This is a genomic window from Pseudoduganella sp. UC29_71, assembly GCF_042693265.1.
Classification (GTDB): Bacteria; Pseudomonadota; Gammaproteobacteria; order Burkholderiales; family Burkholderiaceae_D; genus Rugamonas.
In genome coordinates this window covers 4138594-4156667 of the sequence record NZ_CP170549.1, presented here as the reverse complement: position 1 = coordinate 4156667, position 18074 = coordinate 4138594, and the positions used below count along the sequence as shown (strand labels likewise).

Here is an 18074-nt window from a genome sequence, read left to right as displayed (position 1 = left end):
TATGCCTTTCTCCTCCTTAAAAAAAAGAATAGGCTTGAAGCTGAACCTGAACGATCCCCGCTGGGGCTCGGACAAGAAGGACGGCAACAAGCAGGCCCAAGAAGGCAAGAAACCCGGTGAAGGTCCGCCGGACCTGGACCAGCTGTGGCGCGATTTCAATCAGCGCCTGAACGGCCTGTTCGGGCAAAAACGCAATAACAACGGCGGCGGCGGTGGCGGCAGCAATGGCGGCGACATGCGCGGCGCCGGCTTCACCATCGGCGCGGTCGGCGCGATCGCCGCGCTGGTGTGGCTGGCCAGCGGCGCCTTCATCGTGCAGGAAGGCCAGACCGGCGTGGTGTTCACCTTCGGCAAGGTGTCGCACGTGACCCCGGCCGGCCTGAACTGGCGCTGGCCGTACCCCTTCCAGAGCGACGTCACCGTCAACGTGTCGCAGGTGCGCACGGTGGAAGTGGGCTACCGCAACAACGTCAAGAACAAGCAGGCGCGCGAATCGCTGATGCTGACCGACGATGAAAACATCATCGACATCCAGTTCGCCGTGCAGTACACGCTGAAGAACCCGGTGGCCTGGATCACCAGCAACACCAATCCGGAAGAAACCGTGATGCAGGTGGCCGAGACGTCCATCCGCGAAATCGTCGGCAAGAGCAAGATGGACTTCGTGCTGTACGAAGGCCGCGAGAAGGTGGCCTATGAAACGCAGCAGCTGATGCAGCAGATCCTGGACCGCTACGCCTCCGGCGCGCAGATCACCAACGTGACCATGCAGGGCGTGCAGCCGCCGGAGCAGGTGCAAGCCGCCTTCGACGACGCCGTCAAGGCAGGGCAGGACCGCGAGCGCCTGAAGAACGAAGGCCAGGCTTACGCCAACAAGGTCATTCCCGAGTCGCGCGGCGCCGCCTCGCGCCTGACGCAGGACGCCGAAGCCTACCGCTCGCAGGTGGTGGAGAACGCCGAGGGTAACGCGGCGCGCTTCAAGTCGGTGCAGGCCGAATACGCCAAGGCCCCGGGCGTGACGCGCGACCGCATGTACCTCGACACCATGCAGCAGATCTTCACCAGCACCAGCAAGGTGATGATCGACTCCCGCGCCGGCAACAACCTGCTGTACTTGCCGCTCGATAAACTGATCGCGCAGGCAGCCGCCAGCGACGCCGCCGCGAAGGCGAACGCCGCGCCGCCGCCGCCCACTGCCGTGATGCTGCCATCGGACGGCTTGCCGTCGGTGGAAGTCAGCCGCCCGCGCGACAGCCGTACGCGCGAGTCCTCACGTGATCGGGAGAGCCGTTAATGAATCGCATAGTTACCACCCTGATCGGCGGCTTCATTGCATTGATGCTGCTGTCCTCGACCGTGTTCGTGGTCGACCAGCGCAAGTACGCCATCGTGTTCGCGCTGGGTGAAGTCAAGCAGGTGATATCCGAGCCCGGCCTGCACTTCAAGCTGCCGCCGCCGTTCCAGAACGTGCTGTACCTGGAAAAGCGCATCATGACCATCGATTCGCCCGACGCCGACCGTTTCATCACGGCCGAGAAGATGAACATCCTGGTGGATGCCTTCGTCAAATGGCGCATCGTCGAGCCGCGCCTGTACTTCGTCTCCTTCGGCGGCGACGAGAGCCGCGCGCGCGACCGCATGTCGCAGATCGTGAAAGCGGCGCTGAACGACGAGATCACCAAGCGCACCGTGCGCGAAGTGATTTCCGGCCAGCGCGGCAAGGTCATGGAAGCGATCCGCACCAAGGTCATCGTGGAAGCCAAGCAGATCGGCGTCGAGATCATCGACGTGCGCCTGAAGCGCGTGGACTACGTGGAGCAGATCAACAACTCCGTGTACGAACGCATGAAGGCCGAGCGCGTGCGCGTGGCCAACGAGCTGCGCTCCACCGGTACCGCCGACTCGGAGAAGATCCGCGCCGACGCCGACCGCCAGCGCACCGTGATCCTGGCCGAAGCCTACCGGGCCGCCGAGACCATCAAGGGCGAGGGCGACGCCAAGGCCAGCCAGATCTACGCCGACGCCTTCGGCCGCAATCCGGAGTTCTACAAGTTCTACCGCAGCCTGAGCGCCTACCGTGAGTCCTTCAAGAGCCGCAGCGACGTGCTGGTGCTGGACCCGAACTCGGAGTTCTTCAAGTACTTCAAGGGCGCCGGCGCAGGTTCCGCCGCCCCGGCGGCCCCTGCCAAGAAGTAAGCCGTTCCACGCAACCCCGCCCTGCACACCCCCGCAGGGCGGGTTAGCGGCGAAGCCGCGTAATCCGCCATCGCCGTTCCGCCAGCCGCCCTGACCAGCTTTTATTTCCATCCGTCCGCATTTTCGCGTAAAATATGCGGTTCGGCCCTCCGATTGCCGTGTGCGTTCCCTGCGGAGCGCATGATCGATATCTCAACAACACCGTTTCCGGTTTTCTCCATGCCGAATTGGCTATTGCCCGAACATATTGCGGACGTTTTGCCGTCCGAAGCGCGCAAGATTGAAGAATTGCGCCGCCTGATGCTGGATAACTTCCGCCTGTACGGCTACGAACTCGTCATGCCGCCCCTGCTGGAATACGTCGAGTCCCTGATGACCGGCGCCGGCCAGGATACCGAGCTGCGCACCTTCAAGCTGGTCGACCAGATTTCCGGCCGCATGCTGGGCCTGCGCGCCGACATGACCACGCAAGTGGCCCGTATCGACGCGCACCTGCTCAACCGCGCCACCGTCACCCGCCTGTGCTACGCCGGCAGCGTGCTGCATACCCGTCCGTCGGGCCTGCACACCACGCGCGAGCCGCTGCAGATCGGCGCCGAGATCTATGGCCACGCCGGCCTGGAAGCGGACGCCGAGATCCAGGAACTGGCGCTGGCCTCCCTGGCGCTGGCCGGTTTCACCGACGTGCGCCTGGACCTGTCCCACGTGGGCGTGCTGCGCGCCATCCTGGCCGAGGACGCGAACGCGGCCAGGGACGAGGCGGCGCTGTACCTGCTGCTGCGCGCCAAGGACGTGCCGGGCCTGGAAGCGCAGACCGCCGCCTACGCGCCGGCCGTGCGCGCCGCGCTGCTGGCGCTGCCGAACCTGTACGGCGACGTGGACGTGCTCGAGCGCGCCCGCGACGTGCTGCCGGACCTGCCGGGCATCGGCAAGGCGCTGGCCGAACTGGCGGCGCTGGCCGCCTCCGCCATCGGCCGTGCCGATGTGGCGATCGACCTGGCCGACCTGCGCGGCTACCAGTACGAAAGCGGCGCCATGTTTGCCGTCTACGTGCCGGGCCTGCCCAACGCGGTGCTGCGCGGCGGCCGTTACGACCACGTCGGCGAAGCGTTCGGCCGGGCGCGTCCCGCCACCGGCTTCTCGATGGATTTGCGCGAACTGGCGCGCCTGCTGCCGACGGCCGAGCGCAAGCATTCGATCCGCGCGCCGTGGGGCAATGCGCCTGAACTGAAAGACAAGATTGCCGAGCTGCGCAAGGCCGGCGAAGTGGTGATCCAGAGCCTGCCGGGTCACAGCAATGAACAGGACGAGTTCGAGTGCGACCGCGCGCTGGTACTCGACGATAGTGGTAGCAACTGGATTCTTAAAAACTTAGGTTAGTGTGATGTCGAAAAAAAATATGGCAAAGAACGTGGTTGTCATCGGCACCCAATGGGGCGATGAAGGCAAAGGTAAAATCGTTGATTGGCTGACCGATCACGCCCAGGGCGTGGTGCGTTTCCAGGGCGGCCACAATGCCGGCCACACGCTGGTCATCGGCGGCGTGAAGACTGCGCTGCAGTTGATCCCGTCGGGCATCATGCGTCCAGGCGTGGCCTGCTACATCGGCAACGGTGTGGTGGTGTCGGTGCCGGACGTGCTGCGCGAAATCGACAAGCTGGAAGCGGTCGGTGTGGAAGTGGCTTCGCGCCTGAAGATCTCCGAGGCTTGCCCGGTCATCCTGCCGTACCACAGCGCCCTCGACGCGGCCCGTGAAGCGGCCCGTGGCGCCGCCAAGATCGGCACCACCGGCAAGGGCATCGGCCCGGCCTACGAAGACAAAGTGGCCCGCCGCGCGATCCGCATCGCCGACCTGCTGAACGAAGAGCGTTTCGCAGAGAAGCTCAAAGAGAACCTGGACTACCACAACTTCGTGCTGGAAAACTACCTGAAAGCACCGAAGATCGACTACCAGAAGACCCTGGACGACGCGCTGGCCTACGTGCCGCGCCTGCGCCCGATGGTCGCCGACGTGTCGAGCGCCCTGTACGCTGCGCACAAGGCCGGCGGCAACCTGCTGTTCGAAGGCGCGCAAGGCTCGCTGCTGGACGTGGACCACGGCACCTATCCGTTCGTCACCTCGTCGAACTGCGTGGCCGGCAACGCCGCTGCCGGCGCTGGCGTCGGTCCTGGCATGCTGCACTACATCCTGGGCATCACCAAGGCCTACACCACCCGCGTCGGCTCCGGCCCGTTCCCTTCGGAACTGCCTACCGATGCTGGCGTGGGCCACCACCTGTCGTCGGTCGGCCACGAGTTCGGCACCGTGACGGGCCGCGCCCGCCGCTGCGGCTGGTTCGACGCCGCGCTGCTGCGCCGCTCGGTCCAGATCAACGGCGTATCCGGCATGTGCATCACCAAGCTGGACGTCATGGACGGCCTGGAAACCATCAAAATCTGCACCGGCTACACGCTGGACGGCCGCACCGTGGACATCTTCCCGGTCGGCGCAGAGGACGCAGGCCGCTGCCAGCCCATCTACGAAGAGATGGCTGGCTGGAGCGAAAGCACTGTCGGCGCCAAATCGCTGGCTGCGCTGCCTGCAAACGCGCGCGCTTATATCAAGCGCATCGAAGAACTGGTTGGCGTGCCAGTGGATATGGTATCGACCGGCCCGGACCGCGAAGAGACCATCGTACTGCGCCATCCGTACGAGTAAGAAGGATAGAACTAATGAGCACCCCTCAATCCGATGACAAGCACCTGTGGGTGTCCTGGGATGAATACCACCGCCTGATCGAGCGCCTGGCGCTCAAGGTGCACGAATCGGGCTGGAAGTTCGACATGGTCCTGTGCCTGGCGCGCGGCGGCGTGCGTCCCGGCGACGTGTTCTCGCGTATTTTCGACGTGCCGCTGGCGATCCTGTCGACCAGCTCCTACCGCGCCGACAAGGGCACCGTGCAGGGCGACCTGGACATCGCCAAATACATGACGATGACCAAGGGTCCGCTGTCGGGCCGCATCCTGCTGGTGGACGACCTGGCCGATTCGGGCGTGACCCTGATCAAGGTGATGGAACACCTGAAGGAAAACTTCGCCGGCGTGACCGAGGTGAAGTCGGCCGTGATCTGGACCAAGGGCAGCTCGGCGTTCCGTCCGGACTACCAGATGGAAGAACTGCCGCACAACCCATGGATCCACCAGCCGTTCGAGGACTACGACGGCATCCGCCCCCACCAGCTGGCGGCGTGGATCAAGAAGGGCGAAGCGTCGAAGTAATTCGGCGTTCCCGGTAAGAAGCGGCCTGCGGGCCGCTTTTATTTTGCGCCGCGTATCGGCGGGTTACACGCCCTGCGCTAACCCGCCCTACGGTGAGCCCTTTCGTAGGGCGGCTTAGCGCGCAGCGCGTAAGCCGCCGTGCGCGAGCCGATACAGCATCGGCAGCACCAGCATGGTCAGCGCGGTGGACGACAGAATGCCGCCAATCACCACCGTAGCCAGCGGCCGCTGCACCTCGGCGCCGGTGCCGGTGGCCAGCGCCATCGGCACGAAGCCCAGCGCGGCCACCAGCGCCGTCATCAGCACCGGCCGCAGCCGCGCCAGCGCACCCTCGCGCACCGCCTCGTCCACCGTCCTGCCTTCCTCGCGCAGGCCGCGGATAAAGGAAATCAGCACCAGCCCATTCAGCACCGCCACCCCCGACAGCGCAATTAAGCCCACAGCCGCCGAAATCGACAGCGGCAGCCCGCGCAGCGCCAGCGCCGCAATGCCGCCGGTGAGCGCAAACGGGATACCGCTGAACACCAGCAGCCCATCCTTCAGGCTGCCGAACATGGCGAACAGCAGTCCCAGGACCAGCAGCAGCGCCGCCGGCACCATCAGCTTCAGGCGTTCGACTGCCGACTGCAGCTGCTCGAACTGCCCGCCCCAGGTGATCCAGTACGCGGCCGGCAGCTTCACCTGCCGGGCTATGGCCAGCTCCGCGTCCGCCACGAAGGAGCCGATGTCGCGCCCGCGCACGTTGGCGCTGACCACCACGCGCCGCTTGCCCTGCTCGCGGCTGACCTGGTTCGGCCCCGGCGCAATATCCAGCGCCGCCACCTCGCCCAGCGGAATGAAATCCTTGCCCGGCAGGGCGATCGGCAGGCGCCGGATCGCATCGAGGTCGCTGCGCATCTGCTCCGGCAGCCGCACCACGATGTCGAAGCGGCGGTCGCCCTGGAACACGTCGCCGGCCTGCTGGCCGCCCACGGCCGCCGCTACTGTGTCCTGCACGTCGGCCGAATTGAGGCCGTAGCGCGCCAGTTTGGCGCGGTCCACGGCCACCGTCAGCACCGGCAGGCCGCTGGTCTGCTCCACCTTCACCTCGCTGGCGCCCGGCACCTTCTCCAGCACGGCCGAGATCTGCGCGGCGGTCTGGTTCAGCACCGCCATGTCGTCGCCGAACACCTTCACCGCCACGTCGCTGCGCACGCCTGAAATCAGCTCGTTGAAGCGCAGCTGGATGGGCTGCGAGAACTCGTAGCTGTTACCCGGCAGCTGTTCCACGCTGGCGCGGATGGCCGCCTCCAGCTGCTCGCGCGTCTTGCGCGGCTTGGGCCACTGCGCGCGCGGCTTGAACATGATGAAGCCGTCCGCGCTGTTCGGCGGCATCGGATCGGACGCCACCTCCGCCGTGCCGATGCGCGCGAACACGCGCTCGATTTCGGGGAACTCCTTCATCAGCTTGCGTTCCAGCTGCTGCTGCATCGTCACCGACTGCGTCAGGCTGGTGCCGGGTATGCGCAGCGTCTGCAGCGCGATGTCGCCTTCGTCCAGGCTGGGCACGAATTCGCTGCCCATGCGCGTGGCCAGCAGCGCCGACAGCAGCACCGCCACCGCCGCAAAGGCCAGCACCACCGGCTTGTTGGCCAGCGCGCGGTCCAGCACCGGCGCGTACCAGCGCGCCGCCGTGCGCATCACCGCGTTGTCCTTCTCGCTCACGCGCTCGCCGATGAACAGCGCGACGGCGGCCGGCACGAAGGTCATCGACAGCACCATGGCGCCGAACAGCGCGATCACCACGGTGAGCGCCATCGGATGGAACATGCGTCCCTCCACGCCGCTGAAGGCGAAGATGGGCAGGTACACGGCCATGATGATGAGCTGGCCGTACAGCAGCGGCCGGCGCGACTCGCGCGCGGCGGCGAACACTTCGTCCATGCGCTCGCCGCGCGTGAGCGGACGCCCCAGCGCGGCCTGCGCATGCGCCAGGCGCCGCACGCAGTTCTCCACGATGACCACCGCGCCGTCGACGATGATGCCGAAGTCCAGCGCGCCCAGGCTGAGCAGGTTGGCGCTCACCTTGTACGACACCATGCCGGTGAAGGTGAACAGCATGGACAGCGGTATCACCATGGCGGTGATCAGCGCGGCGCGCAGGTTGCCGAGGAAGGCGAACAGCACGGCCACCACCAGCACCGCGCCTTCCAGCAGGTTGGTGCGCACGGTGGCGATGGCCTTGTCCACCAGCGTGGTGCGGTCATACACGGTGACGGCGTGCACGCCTTCGGGCAGGCTGCGGTTGATCTGCTCCATGCGGGCGTCCACCGCGCGCGACACGGTGCGGCTGTTCTGGCCGATCAGCATGAACACGGTGCCGAGCACCACTTCGCGGCCGTTCTCGGTGGCGGCGCCGGTGCGCAGTTCGCGGCCTTCCAGCACCTCGCCGATATCGCGCACGCGCACCGGGATGCCGTCCGCGCTGGTGAGCACCACGTTGGCGATGTCCTCCATGGTGGCCAGCTGGCCGGGCGCGCGCACCAGCAGCTGCTCGCCGTTGCGCTCAATGTAGCCTGCGCCGCTGTTGCCGTTGTTGCGCTCCAGCGCCGCCACCACGTCGCGCACGCTCAGGCCGTAGGAAGCCAGCTTGTCGGGATGCGGCGCCACCTGGTATTCGCGGGCGTAGCCGCCGATGGAGTTGATCTCGGTCACGCCCGGCACGGTGCGCAGCTGCGGCTTGATGATCCAGTCCTGGATGTCGCGCAGGTCGGTGGGCGTGTAGGGCGTGCCGTCCGGTTTCTTCGCGCCTTCCCTGGTTTCCACCGTCCACAGGTAGATTTCTCCCAGGCCGGTGGAGATGGGGCCGAGGGCGGGGAAGACGTCTTTCGGCAGCCGTCCGCGCGCTTCCTGCAGCCGTTCGCTGACCAGCTGGCGCGCGAAGTAGATGTCGGTGCCGTCCTTGAAGGTGACGGTGATCTGCGACAGGCCGTAGCGCGACAGGGAACGGGTCTGGTCCAGCTGCGGCAGGCCGGCCATGGCCGTCTCCAGCGGCAGCGAAATGCGCTGCTCGGTTTCGAGCGGCGAGTAGCCGGGAGCGGCGGTGTTGATCTGGACCTGCACGTTGGTGATGTCCGGCACCGCGTCCACGGGCAGGCGCTGGTAGTTGTAGACGCCCAGGGCGGCCATGCCCAGCACCAGCAGCATCACCAGCCAGCGCTGCGCGATGGCGGCGCGTATCAGTCGTTCAAACATGATGGTGTGCCTTTCGCGTCAGTGGGCGTGTTCGTTGCCGGACTTGCCCAGTTCGGCCTTGATGGCGAAACTGCCGTCCGCCGCGTACTGCGCGCCCGGCGCCAGGCCGGACAGCACTTCCACCAGCTTGCCGTCGCTGCGGCCTGGCGTCACGGTGCGCGCTTCGAATCCCGTGGAGGTGCGCACGAAGACGGTGGGCTTGCCTTCCAGCGTCTGCATGGCGCTGGCCTGCACCGCCACGGCGGCGGTGGCGCCTTTGACGGAAGGCGGGAATACGCTGACGTTGACGAACAGGCCGGGACGCCAGGCGGCGCCGGGGTTCTTCAGGCGGATGCGGGCGGTGGCGGCGCGCGTCTGTTCGCCCAGTAGGGCGCCCACGTAGGCCACGGTGCCCATGGCGCTGGCGCCGGAGGATACCGACTGCACCGTCGCCGGCTGGCCGACGCGCACGGTTTCAAGGTGGGGCGCCGTGACGGCAAATTCGGCCCACACGCTGGACAGGTCGGACAGGGTGAAGATGTTGGCGTCTTCCTTGACCGCTTCACCGGCGGCAATGTGCTTTTCCAGCACGGTGCCGTCGAACGGTGCGCGCACTTCGTAGCGGTTGAGCGGGCCGGAGCCGGCCAGCGCGCCGGCGCCCAGCGCTTCCAGCTTCTGCTGCGCGTTGCGCACGGCGATACCGGCTTCGTGGGCTTGCTGTTGCGCTTGCAGGTAGTCCTGTTCGGCCGAGATGCGGTCTTCCCACAGCCTGCGCTCGCGCGCCAGCAGCGTTTGCGCCAGCGACTGGCGCTGGCGCGCCGACAGCAGTTCGCTGCGCAGCTCGGACAGCTCGCGGCTGGAGAGCACGGCCAGCACCTGGCCCTTTCTGACTTGCTGGCCCAGTTCGGCGTTCACGCTTTCGACCATGCCGGCCAGGCGTGGGACGACGTGCGCGGTGCGGTCGCCGTCGTAGCGGATCTCGCCGGACAGGGCGATGGCAGGCGCGATCGGCGCCGGCCCGGCCACGGCCAGCACGATGCCGGCGGTCTTGATTTGGGCGTCGCTGAAGGCGGCCGCCTGTACTTCGCCGGCGTGCTCCGCATGTTCCGCGTGCTCGCCGTCTGCCGGCTTGCCGCTTGCCTCGTCCCCGTGCGCTGCTTCCTGCGTGGGGACTGGTTGCGCGCCGGGACGCACGATGAATGCCGCGAGCGCGGCGCCGCACAGCACGATGGCTGCGATGGCGATGGTTTGTTTTTTGGTCAGTTTCATGGCGGTTCAGTGTTCGTTGTTCGGCGCCGTGTGGCCGAGGATGCGTTCGATGGCGGCTGCGGCGCGGTGGCCGTCCGACAGCGCGGACAGGTATTGCGCGCGCGCCTGCAGCAGCGTGCGCTGCGCGTCGAGCACGTCGATGAAGTTGTGTTTGCCGAATTCGAAGCCCTTGCGCACGGCCTCGCTGGCCTGCTGTGCAGCGGGCAGGATGTCGCCGCGCAGCGTATCGATCGCCTGCCGCGCGGCGCGCAAATCCTGTATTGCCAGCGCCAGCTCGGATTCCAGCCGGACCGCCGCGGCGGCCAGTTCGGCGTCCGCCTTGTCGGCCTGCCTTTGCGCGGCCAGCACATTGCCCTGGTTGCGGTCGAACAGCGGGAGCGGCAGCGACAGGCCGACCACGGTCTGGCTGCGCGACGGATCGGCCATGCGCTTGCTGCCCAGGCTCACCGTCAGGTCCGGTGCGCGGTTGGCCAGTTCCAGCTGCGACACCGCCTTGCGGCGCGCCGCCTCCAGCCGGGCCGGCATCAATGCAGGCGACTGCGCGCGCCAGCTCGCCATCGCCGCCGCCGATGGCGGCTCCGGCAGCACGCCTATGTCGCCCTCAGCGCGCCCGAAATCGGCCGCCCCCGCCGCGCCCGTCGCGCCGGCCAAGGTCGCTGCGTACTGCGGGCGTTCCATGCCGGCGGCGGGCTGCTGCCAGTATGCGGCGAGCCGCTGGCGCGCTGAGGCCAGCGCTGCCGCTGCGCTGGCTTGCTCAAGCCGCACGTTGGCTTCCGCCAGCCGCGCCTTGGTCTCGTCCACCGGCGACACTTTGCCCGCCACGACGCGCTTGCTGGCCGCCTGTGTGGCGCGCTGCGCCAGTTCGCTGCCGTCCTGCGCCAGGCGCAAGCGCTCCTGCGCCACCAGCACGTCATAGAAGGCCGTCACCACGCCCGCGTGCAGTTCCAGCCGCTGCGCCTCCAGCGCCGCGCCGGCCACATCGCGTCCGCGCTCCGCGGCCGCCACACGCGCCGCACGCTTGCCGCCAAGTTCCAGCGGCTGGCTAAGCTGCCAGGTCTTCTCGCCATCGGCTTCGCTGCCGGCGCCGCTGCGTCCCACGCGCTCGAACGACAGCGTGGGATTCGGCCGCGCCGACGCCTGCAGCACCAGCCCGTCCTGCGACTCGGCCTCGTAGCGCGCCGCTGCCAGCACGGGGTTGGCTTGCGCGGCCAGCGCCAATGCAGCGCGCAAGGTAAGGACCGCCTGCGGTCCGGGTGTTTGTGCGGCCGCATGCATGGGCGCGACAAGCGTCGCCATGGCGAGCGGCCAAAGGAATTTGACCATCGAATTCTCCAGTATCGGGAAAAGAAATTCGACGGGACTTCAGTAGTTGGAAAGAGTCCCCGCCGCGCTAGGCAGCGGGGCGCCAGTCGGGCTTTTTCGGCCCGTCGGCGATATGGGAAGAGAAGTGGGAATCGGAGGGGGGCGGATAGCCGCCGCTGGCGGCATCGGGCGGCGGCGCCATGCCCGACAACAGCGAGGCCTGCACCGCGTGATGGCATACGGCGCAATCGGCATGCACCTTGACTTTGCCGGGCAGCTTGCCCTTGCCGCCGCCATCGCCGCCATCGCCGCCATCGTTGTTATCATTGCCATCGCCGTCGTGCGAGCCGGCCTGCGCATTGTGCTGGTGAGCGTGATGGCCAAAGTGCCGGCTTTGTTCCTGTTCATGCCCGCAATAGGCCGCAGCCGCAGACCAGGCATACTGGAGCGGCAGAATGGCGAGCAGCAGGATCAGGAACAATTTACGCATCGTGCAATTCTAGCAGCATTCGCCGCCCTGTCCCGCCCGTGTAGTAAACTCCCGCTGGCGCGCCGCCGCCCCTCGGCCTGCCAACCCGAAAGCCCTGAATGACCCAGAATTTTTTCCAGACCTTCATCCTGCTCCTGCTGGTGACCGACCCCTTCGGCAACGTGCCGCTGTTCGCCACCGCGCTCAATCCCGTGCCGCCCGCGCGCCGGCCGCGCATCGTGGTCCGCGAATGCATGATCGCTTTCGCCGTGCTGCTGATCTTCATGTTCTTCGGCCGCCACTTCCTGCAGGCGCTGCAGCTGTCCGAAGCCTCGCTGCGCATCGCCGGCAGCGTGATCCTGCTGCTGATCGCCATCCGCATGATCTTCCCGCACCCGGACGGCGTGTTGGGCCGCAACGAAGGCGGCGAACCCTTCATCGTGCCGCTCGCGATTCCCGCGCTGGCCGGCCCTTCGGCGCTGGCCACGGTGCTGCTGTTCTCGCGCGAGAGCACCGGCGAGGTGCTGATCCACGTGGCCGCGCTGGCCGCCGTGGTGGTGGTGTGGCTGGCCGTGTTCCTCGGCGCCGAGCGCCTGCAGAAGGTGCTCGGCCCGCAGGTGATGACGGCCTTCGAGCGCCTCATGGGCCTGATCCTGGCCGCGATGTCGATCGAGATGCTGTTGGGCGGCATCCGCGAATTCGTCAAGACCCTGTAGGCCCGCGCGGCGCCAGCGGCGTCAGATCTGGCGCATGCCGCCGTCGACGAACAGTTCCACGCCGTTGACGAAGCTGGCGTCATCGCTGGCCAGGAACACGGCAGCCTTGGCCACCTCGTCCGGATCGCCCACGCGGCCCATCGGGATGGTCGACGCCAGGTGATCGAGGAAGCCCTGCTGCTGCGCCGGGTCCGTGCCGACCAGTTCCACCAGGCCCGGCGTCTTGATCGGGCCGGGGCTCAGCGTGTTGACGCGGATGCCGCGCTCCTTCAGGTCCACGATCCAGTTGCGCGCGAACGAGCGCACGGCGGCCTTGGACGCGGCGTACACGCTGAAGGCCTCGGTGCCGCCGCTGGCGGCGGTGGAGCCGGTCAGGATCACGGACGAGCCGCTGCCCATCAGCGGCAACGCGGTCTGCACCGTGAACAGCGTGCCTTTCACATTGCGCGCAAAGGTGTCGTCGAATTGTTCTTCGGTGATCTGCCCCAGCGGCAGCAGCGAGCCGCCACCGGCATTCGCCACCAGCACGTCCAGCTTGCCGTGTTCGGCCTGGATGCGGTCGAACAGCGCCTGCAGCTACGCCATGGCCGCCGAATCGACGCGCGCCGCAATGGCGCCGCCACCGATCGCCGCTGCCGCTGCGTCCAGCTCCGCCTGGCGGCGGCCGGTAATGTAGACCTGTGCGCCTTCGCTGACAAAACGCTTGGCCATGGCCAGCCCGATCGGGCCGTGGAAACCGGCAGCTTTTCCGCCGTCGCGCGCGAGCTGGGCATCGGACAGCCCAACGTCAGCCGGCACATCGCCTCGCTGGAGCAGGACCTCGGCGTGCAGCTGCTGCGCCGTTCCACGCGTCAGCTGACGGTGACGCCGGAAGGGCAGCGCTACTATGCCCAGGCGCGCGTGGCGCTGGATGCAATCGCGCGCGCCGAGGCGGACGCGCGCGGCCAGCAGAACCCGCACGGCTTGCTGCGCGTGGCCTGCGCACCGGGGCTGGGCATCGAGAAAATCGTCGGCGCCCTCCCGGAGTTCATGTCGTGCTATCCGGACGTGGAAGTGGAGCTGCGCTTCGGCGATGGCTATGTGGACCTGGTGGCGGAGGGCGTGGACGTGGCGCTGCGCGGCGGGGTGCTCAAAGACAGCGCGCTGCGTGCGCGGCGCGTCGGCATGTCCCAGCGTATCTGCGTCGCCAGCCCGGCCTATCTGGAGCGGCACGGCACGCCGCAGCATCCGGACGACCTGCTGCGGCATGAATGCATCGTCTACACCTTGCTGGCCGGCGGCGGCTGGCCGTTCCGGGAGAGCCAGGTTCCGGTGCACGGGCGGCTGCGCATGAACAGCCTGGAAGGCATACGCCGCGCGGCCCTGGAGGGCATGGGCATCGCCTACCTGCCGTCGTGGATGGTGATGGAGCACCTGGGCGGCCCGGGGAGCCGCTTGCAGCCGGTGCTAAGTGCGCACGCTGCGCCGCCGACGCCGCTCAACGCGGTGTACTCCGCCGAGCGGCTGCCGCACCGCGCCTCGGTCTTCATCGACTTCGTCGCGGAAGTGCTGGCCGCCACGCCGGGGCTGGCGATGAGGTAGATGGTTACAATCGGCTAGCTACAAATAATCAGCAAGTCGAGCGATGCGTGCCGGCGTTCCATTCTAAGCTGGTGTGCCGCCTAAAGTTTGAGCAGGGGCGGGCGGCACATCCTAAAACAAGAATGGAGACGCGATGCATCAACTCAAACTCAAAAGCCTGTTGGCCGGCTGCGCGCTGCTTGCGCTGTCCGCCGCTCCGCTGCAAGCCATGGCCGCCTTCGGCCTCACCACCAACACGGGCGACTACACCATCGACACCGGCGCGGGCCTGGTGTTCAAGGTGAACCGCGCCGCCACGTCCAAGGCCGGCATCGGCGATATCGCCAGCCTGGTCTACAACGGCGTGGAGTTGCAAGGGCAGACCAAGGGCTCGCACATCGCCAGCGGTTTCAGCGGCTTGTACACCGGCGTCACCGCTGTTACCGTGAGCGCCACCCAGCCCGATACGGACACGATCAAGATCACCGTATCGACCGGGAACCTGATCCACTACTACCTGGCGCGCCGCAATGCGGCCCACATCTACATGGGCACCTACATCACGGCCGAGCCGTCGGTGGGCGAGTTCCGCTGGATCACGCGCATGAAGTCCTCCCTCCTCACGGGCGTGCCGGCCGAGTCCAATCTGAACGGCACCACCACCACGGTGGAAAGCACGGACGTCTTCGGCTTCGCCAACGGCGAAACGCGCTCCAAGTACTACGGCAACCAGCGCACGCTGGAGTACACGCTGCGCGGCATCACCGGCTCCGGCGTGGGCGTCTACATGGCTTACGACAACCGCGAGGGCGCCTCGGGCGGCCCCTTCTTCCGCGACATCCAGAACCAGAGCAGCAGCACCACCAGCGGCGACACGGAGCTGTACAACTACATGAACTCCGGCCACAACCAGACCGAGGCTTTCCGCATGGGCTTCCACGGCCCGTACGCGCTGCTGTTCACGGGCGGCAGCACGCCGGCCATACCGGACATGAGCTGGTTCGCCAACATGGGCCTGGCCGGCTACGTGGCCGCCAGCGGCCGCGGCGGCGTGTCGATTGCCGGCATGACGGGACTGGACAGCAGCTATCCCTACACGGTGGGCTTCGCCAACAGTACCGCGCAATACTGGGGCACGGCCAATTCGAGCAGCGGCCAGATGACGAAGACGGGGATGAAGCCGGGCACGTACACGATGACGGTGTACAAGAACGAGCTGGCGGTCGATACGCGCAGCGTGACGGTGAGCGCGGGCGGCACCACCAGCGTGGGCAGCTTCGCCGTCACCGGCGACCCGGCGGCCAAGACGGCGCTGTGGCGCATCGGGAAATGGGATGGTTCGCCCAAGGAGTTCCTGAACGGGGACAAGATCAACGCCATGCATCCGTCGGATACGCGCATGGCTTTCTGGACGCCGGCCGACTACATCGTCGGCACTTCGTCGGCGGCGACCGGCTTCCCGGCCTATCAGTGGAAGGGCGTGAATGGTGCGGTGAACGTGCGCTTCAACCTGACGGCGGCGCAGGTGGTGGCTAGCTCCACCTACCAGCTGCGAGTGGGCATTACGGCGGCGTATGCGGGCGCGCGGCCGCAGATTACGGTGAACGGATGGGTGTCGTCGGTGCCGGCGTCCTCGTCGCAGCCGGACAGCCGCAGCCTGACGGTGGGGACCTACCGGGGCAACAACGCGCTGTTCACCTACACGATACCGGTGGCGAACCTGGTGGTGGGGCAGAACATCCTGACGCTGGCGCCAGCCAGCGGCAGTTCGGGCACCACCTATCTCAGCCCGGGGTATGCATATGATGCGGTGGATTTGATCAAGACGCCGTGATGCTTGGCGGGTTACGCACTCCGTGCTAACCCGCCCTACGGGCCAACGATCCCCACGGCCCCTCCCGACGATTTCCACGATACCTGGAGGGGCTCGTAGGGCGGGTTAGGCGGCACGCCGTAACCCGCCGGCCTTACGCGACGTTGTCCGCGCCCGGCGCGCCGAACAGCTGCTGCTTGAGCACATGCAGCTGGTCGCGCACCTGCGCGGCTTTTTCGAACTCGAGGTTCTTCGCGTGGTCCAGCATGGCCTTCTCCAGGCGCTTGATCTCCTTGCTGACCTGCTTCTCGCTCATGGACTCGTACTTGGCCGCTTCCTGCGCCACTTCCAGCTGTTCGCGCGCGTCCTGCGGGCTGTAGACGCCGTCGATCATGTCCTTGATCACCTTGTGCACGCCGCGCGGCACGATGCCGTTGGCCGCGTTGAAGGCGATCTGCTTGTTGCGGCGGCGCTCGGTCTCGCCGATGGCGCGCTCCATCGAGTCGGTCATGCGGTCCGCATACAGCAGCGCCACGCCGTTCAGGTTACGCGCCGCCCGGCCTATGGTCTGGATCAGCGAGCGCTCGGAACGCAGGAAGCCTTCCTTGTCCGCGTCCAGGATGGCCACCAGCGACACCTCCGGCAAGTCCAGGCCCTCGCGCAGCAGGTTGATCCCGACCAGCACGTCGAAGGTGCCGATGCGCAGGTCGCGCAGGATTTCCACGCGCTCCACCGTCTCGATGTCGCTGTGCAGGTAGCGCACCTTGATGCCGTGGTCGCCCAAGTACTCGGTGAGCTGCTCGGCCATGCGCTTGGTCAGCGTGGTCACCAGCACGCGCTCGTTCTTGGCGATGCGGTCCTGGATCTCGGACATCAGGTCATCCACCTGCGTGCGGGCCGGGCGCACGATGACCATCGGGTCCACCAGGCCGGTCGGGCGCACCACCTGTTCCACCACCTGGTCGGCGCGCTTGTTTTCGTAGTCGGCCGGCGTGGCCGAGACGAACACGGTCTGCCGCATCTTCGATTCGAATTCCTCGAACTTCAGCGGCCGGTTGTCCAGCGCCGACGGCAGGCGGAAGCCGTAGTCCACCAGGTTGGTCTTGCGCGAGCGGTCGCCGTTGTACATCGCCGAGAGCTGGCCGATCAGCACGTGCGATTCGTCCAGGAACATCAGCGCGTCCGGCGGCAAATAGTCCACCAGCGTTGGCGGCGGCTGGCCGGGCAGGGCGCCGCTCAGGTGGCGCGAGTAGTTCTCGATGCCCTTGGTGAAGCCGATTTCGGCCATCATCTCCAGGTCGAAGCGGGTGCGCTGTTCCAGGCGCTGCTCTTCAATGAGCTTGTTCTCCTTGCGGAAGAATTCCAGGCGGTCGCGCAGCTCTTCCTTGATGGTCTCGATGGCGCGCAGCACGGTGGAGCGCGGCGTCACGTAGTGCGAACCCGGATAGACGGTGAAGCGCGGGATCTTCTGCCGCACGCGGCCGGTCAGCGGGTCGAACAGCTGGATCGATTCCAGCTCGTCGTCCCACATTTCCAGGCGCACCGCCAGCTCGGCGTGTTCGGCCGGGAAGATGTCGATGGTGTCGCCGCGCACGCGGAAGGTGCCGCGCCCGAAGTCCACTTCGTTGCGGGTGTACTGCATCTGGATCAGGCGCGCGATGATGTCGCGCTGGGCCACGCGGTCCTTCTGGCGCAGCGTCAAGATCATCTGGTGGTATTCGTTCGGATTACCGATACCGTAAATGGCCGACACGGTGGCCACGATGACCACGTCGCGCCGCTCCATCAGCGACTTGGTGCACGACAGGCGCATCTGCTCGATGTGCTCATTGATGGACGAGTCCTTTTCAATGAACAGGTCGCGCTGCGGCACATAGGCTTCCGGCTGGTAGTAATCGTAGTAGGACACGAAATACTCGACCGCGTTCTCGGGGAAAAATTCGCGGAACTCGCTGTAGAGCTGCGCGGCCAGCGTTTTGTTGGGCGCGAACACGATGGCGGGACGGCCCATGCGGGCGATCACGTTGGCCATGGTGTAGGTCTTGCCGGAACCGGTCACGCCGAGCAGCGTCTGGAAGAACAAACCGTCGCCGATGCCCTCGCACAAACTGTCGATCGCGGTCGGCTGGTCGCCTGCCGGAGGGAAGGGCTGGTGCAGCTTGAAGGGCGAATCCGGGAAGGTGACGACGGTGGGTGCTGCAGAATTATTAGGTTGCGTATCAGCCATGAGGTCAGACCTTTGATAGAATATGCGATTGTTGGCGCTTAAAACCGGATT

The 18074-nt window shown here is 66.7% G+C and carries 13 protein-coding genes and 1 pseudogene; 8 read left to right on the top strand and 6 right to left on the bottom strand.

Features of this window, described 5'->3' with window-relative positions:
* Nucleotide 1 precedes the first annotated feature (1 nt).
* The 5 genes from hflK to ACFJI2_RS18410 all read left to right on the top strand — a co-directional run bounded on the left by hflK (nucleotide 2) and on the right by ACFJI2_RS18410 (nucleotide 5454).
* Nucleotides 2-1294, top strand: coding sequence for an FtsH protease activity modulator HflK (gene hflK / locus ACFJI2_RS18430; RefSeq protein WP_377701327.1), 1293 nt, complete (start codon nucleotides 2-4; stop codon nucleotides 1292-1294).
* Nucleotides 1294-2196 carry a protease modulator HflC gene (hflC, locus tag ACFJI2_RS18425; RefSeq protein WP_377701326.1) on the top strand — a complete coding sequence of 301 codons (903 nt, stop codon included), beginning with the start codon at nucleotides 1294-1296 and terminating at the stop codon, nucleotides 2194-2196. The genes hflK and hflC overlap by 1 nt, the downstream gene beginning before the upstream one ends.
* 219 nt (nucleotides 2197-2415) lie before the next feature.
* Complete coding sequence (locus ACFJI2_RS18420) at nucleotides 2416-3576, top strand: ATP phosphoribosyltransferase regulatory subunit (RefSeq protein ID WP_377701325.1); 1161 nt, start codon at nucleotides 2416-2418, stop codon at nucleotides 3574-3576.
* 4 nt (nucleotides 3577-3580) lie between these two features.
* On the top strand, nucleotides 3581-4894 hold the full coding sequence (locus ACFJI2_RS18415) for an adenylosuccinate synthase (RefSeq protein WP_377701324.1): 1314 nt from the start codon (nucleotides 3581-3583) through the stop codon (nucleotides 4892-4894).
* Between the two features lie 14 nt (nucleotides 4895-4908).
* Nucleotides 4909-5454 (top strand): phosphoribosyltransferase family protein, encoded by a 546-nt coding sequence (locus ACFJI2_RS18410; protein ID WP_107871137.1) that lies wholly within the window; start codon nucleotides 4909-4911, stop codon nucleotides 5452-5454.
* A gap of 114 nt (nucleotides 5455-5568) precedes the next feature.
* On the opposite strand, the gene ACFJI2_RS18405 is transcribed toward ACFJI2_RS18410, so the two are convergent.
* The 4 genes from ACFJI2_RS18405 to ACFJI2_RS18390 all read right to left on the bottom strand — a co-directional run bounded on the left by ACFJI2_RS18405 (nucleotide 5569) and on the right by ACFJI2_RS18390 (nucleotide 11728).
* Complete coding sequence (locus ACFJI2_RS18405; RefSeq protein ID WP_377701323.1) at nucleotides 5569-8688, bottom strand: efflux RND transporter permease subunit; 3120 nt, start codon at nucleotides 8686-8688, stop codon at nucleotides 5569-5571.
* Nucleotides 8689-8706: 18 nt separating this feature from the next.
* Nucleotides 8707-9936 carry an efflux RND transporter periplasmic adaptor subunit gene (locus ACFJI2_RS18400; RefSeq protein WP_377701321.1) on the bottom strand — a complete coding sequence of 410 codons (1230 nt, stop codon included), beginning with the start codon at nucleotides 9934-9936 and terminating at the stop codon, nucleotides 8707-8709.
* A 6-nt stretch (nucleotides 9937-9942) separates the two neighbouring features.
* Nucleotides 9943-11259, bottom strand: coding sequence for a TolC family protein (locus tag ACFJI2_RS18395; protein WP_377701320.1), 1317 nt, complete (start codon nucleotides 11257-11259; stop codon nucleotides 9943-9945).
* A gap of 67 nt (nucleotides 11260-11326) precedes the next feature.
* Nucleotides 11327-11728 (bottom strand): hypothetical protein, encoded by a 402-nt coding sequence (locus ACFJI2_RS18390; RefSeq protein WP_377701319.1) that lies wholly within the window; start codon nucleotides 11726-11728, stop codon nucleotides 11327-11329.
* 98 nt (nucleotides 11729-11826) lie between these two features.
* On the opposite strand from ACFJI2_RS18390, the gene ACFJI2_RS18385 reads away from it, so the two are divergent.
* Nucleotides 11827-12423: a MarC family protein gene (locus ACFJI2_RS18385; RefSeq protein WP_377701318.1), complete on the top strand. Its 597-nt coding sequence runs from the start codon at nucleotides 11827-11829 to the stop codon at nucleotides 12421-12423.
* A gap of 21 nt (nucleotides 12424-12444) precedes the next feature.
* Here the strand turns inward: ACFJI2_RS18385 and ACFJI2_RS18380 are convergent.
* Nucleotides 12445-13134 (bottom strand): annotated as a pseudogene (locus ACFJI2_RS18380) (SDR family oxidoreductase).
* Nucleotides 13135-13152: 18 nt separating this feature from the next.
* Here ACFJI2_RS18380 and ACFJI2_RS18375 point away from each other — a divergent pair.
* The gene (locus tag ACFJI2_RS18375) at nucleotides 13153-14004 is read left to right on the top strand and encodes a LysR family transcriptional regulator (RefSeq protein ID WP_377701317.1); all 852 of its coding nucleotides are present in this window, start codon (nucleotides 13153-13155) and stop codon (nucleotides 14002-14004) included.
* 133 nt (nucleotides 14005-14137) lie between these two features.
* Complete coding sequence (locus tag ACFJI2_RS18370; RefSeq protein WP_377701316.1) at nucleotides 14138-15817, top strand: rhamnogalacturonan lyase B N-terminal domain-containing protein; 1680 nt, start codon at nucleotides 14138-14140, stop codon at nucleotides 15815-15817.
* 133 nt (nucleotides 15818-15950) lie between these two features.
* Here the strand turns inward: ACFJI2_RS18370 and uvrB are convergent, their stop codons facing one another.
* Nucleotides 15951-18023: an excinuclease ABC subunit UvrB gene (gene uvrB / locus ACFJI2_RS18365; protein WP_377701315.1), complete on the bottom strand. Its 2073-nt coding sequence runs from the start codon at nucleotides 18021-18023 to the stop codon at nucleotides 15951-15953.
* Nucleotides 18024-18074: the final 51 nt, after the last annotated feature.

Excerpts from the sequence above, each read along its gene's own strand:
- hflK (WP_377701327.1), top strand. The coding sequence starts at position 2 with ATGCCTTTCTCCTCCTTAAAAAAAAGAATAGGCTTGAAGCTGAACCTG.
- hflC (WP_377701326.1), top strand. The coding sequence starts at position 1,294 with ATGAATCGCATAGTTACCACCCTGATCGGCGGCTTCATTGCATTGATG.
- ACFJI2_RS18420 (WP_377701325.1), top strand. The coding sequence starts at position 2,416 with ATGCCGAATTGGCTATTGCCCGAACATATTGCGGACGTTTTGCCGTCC.
- ACFJI2_RS18415 (WP_377701324.1), top strand. The coding sequence starts at position 3,581 with ATGTCGAAAAAAAATATGGCAAAGAACGTGGTTGTCATCGGCACCCAA.
- ACFJI2_RS18410 (WP_107871137.1), top strand. The coding sequence starts at position 4,909 with ATGAGCACCCCTCAATCCGATGACAAGCACCTGTGGGTGTCCTGGGAT.
- ACFJI2_RS18405 (WP_377701323.1), bottom strand. The coding sequence starts at position 8,688 with ATGTTTGAACGACTGATACGCGCCGCCATCGCGCAGCGCTGGCTGGTG.
- ACFJI2_RS18400 (WP_377701321.1), bottom strand. The coding sequence starts at position 9,936 with ATGAAACTGACCAAAAAACAAACCATCGCCATCGCAGCCATCGTGCTG.
- ACFJI2_RS18395 (WP_377701320.1), bottom strand. The coding sequence starts at position 11,259 with ATGGTCAAATTCCTTTGGCCGCTCGCCATGGCGACGCTTGTCGCGCCC.
- ACFJI2_RS18390 (WP_377701319.1), bottom strand. The coding sequence starts at position 11,728 with ATGCGTAAATTGTTCCTGATCCTGCTGCTCGCCATTCTGCCGCTCCAG.
- ACFJI2_RS18385 (WP_377701318.1), top strand. The coding sequence starts at position 11,827 with ATGACCCAGAATTTTTTCCAGACCTTCATCCTGCTCCTGCTGGTGACC.
- ACFJI2_RS18370 (WP_377701316.1), top strand. The coding sequence starts at position 14,138 with ATGCATCAACTCAAACTCAAAAGCCTGTTGGCCGGCTGCGCGCTGCTT.
- uvrB (WP_377701315.1), bottom strand. The coding sequence starts at position 18,023 with ATGGCTGATACGCAACCTAATAATTCTGCAGCACCCACCGTCGTCACC.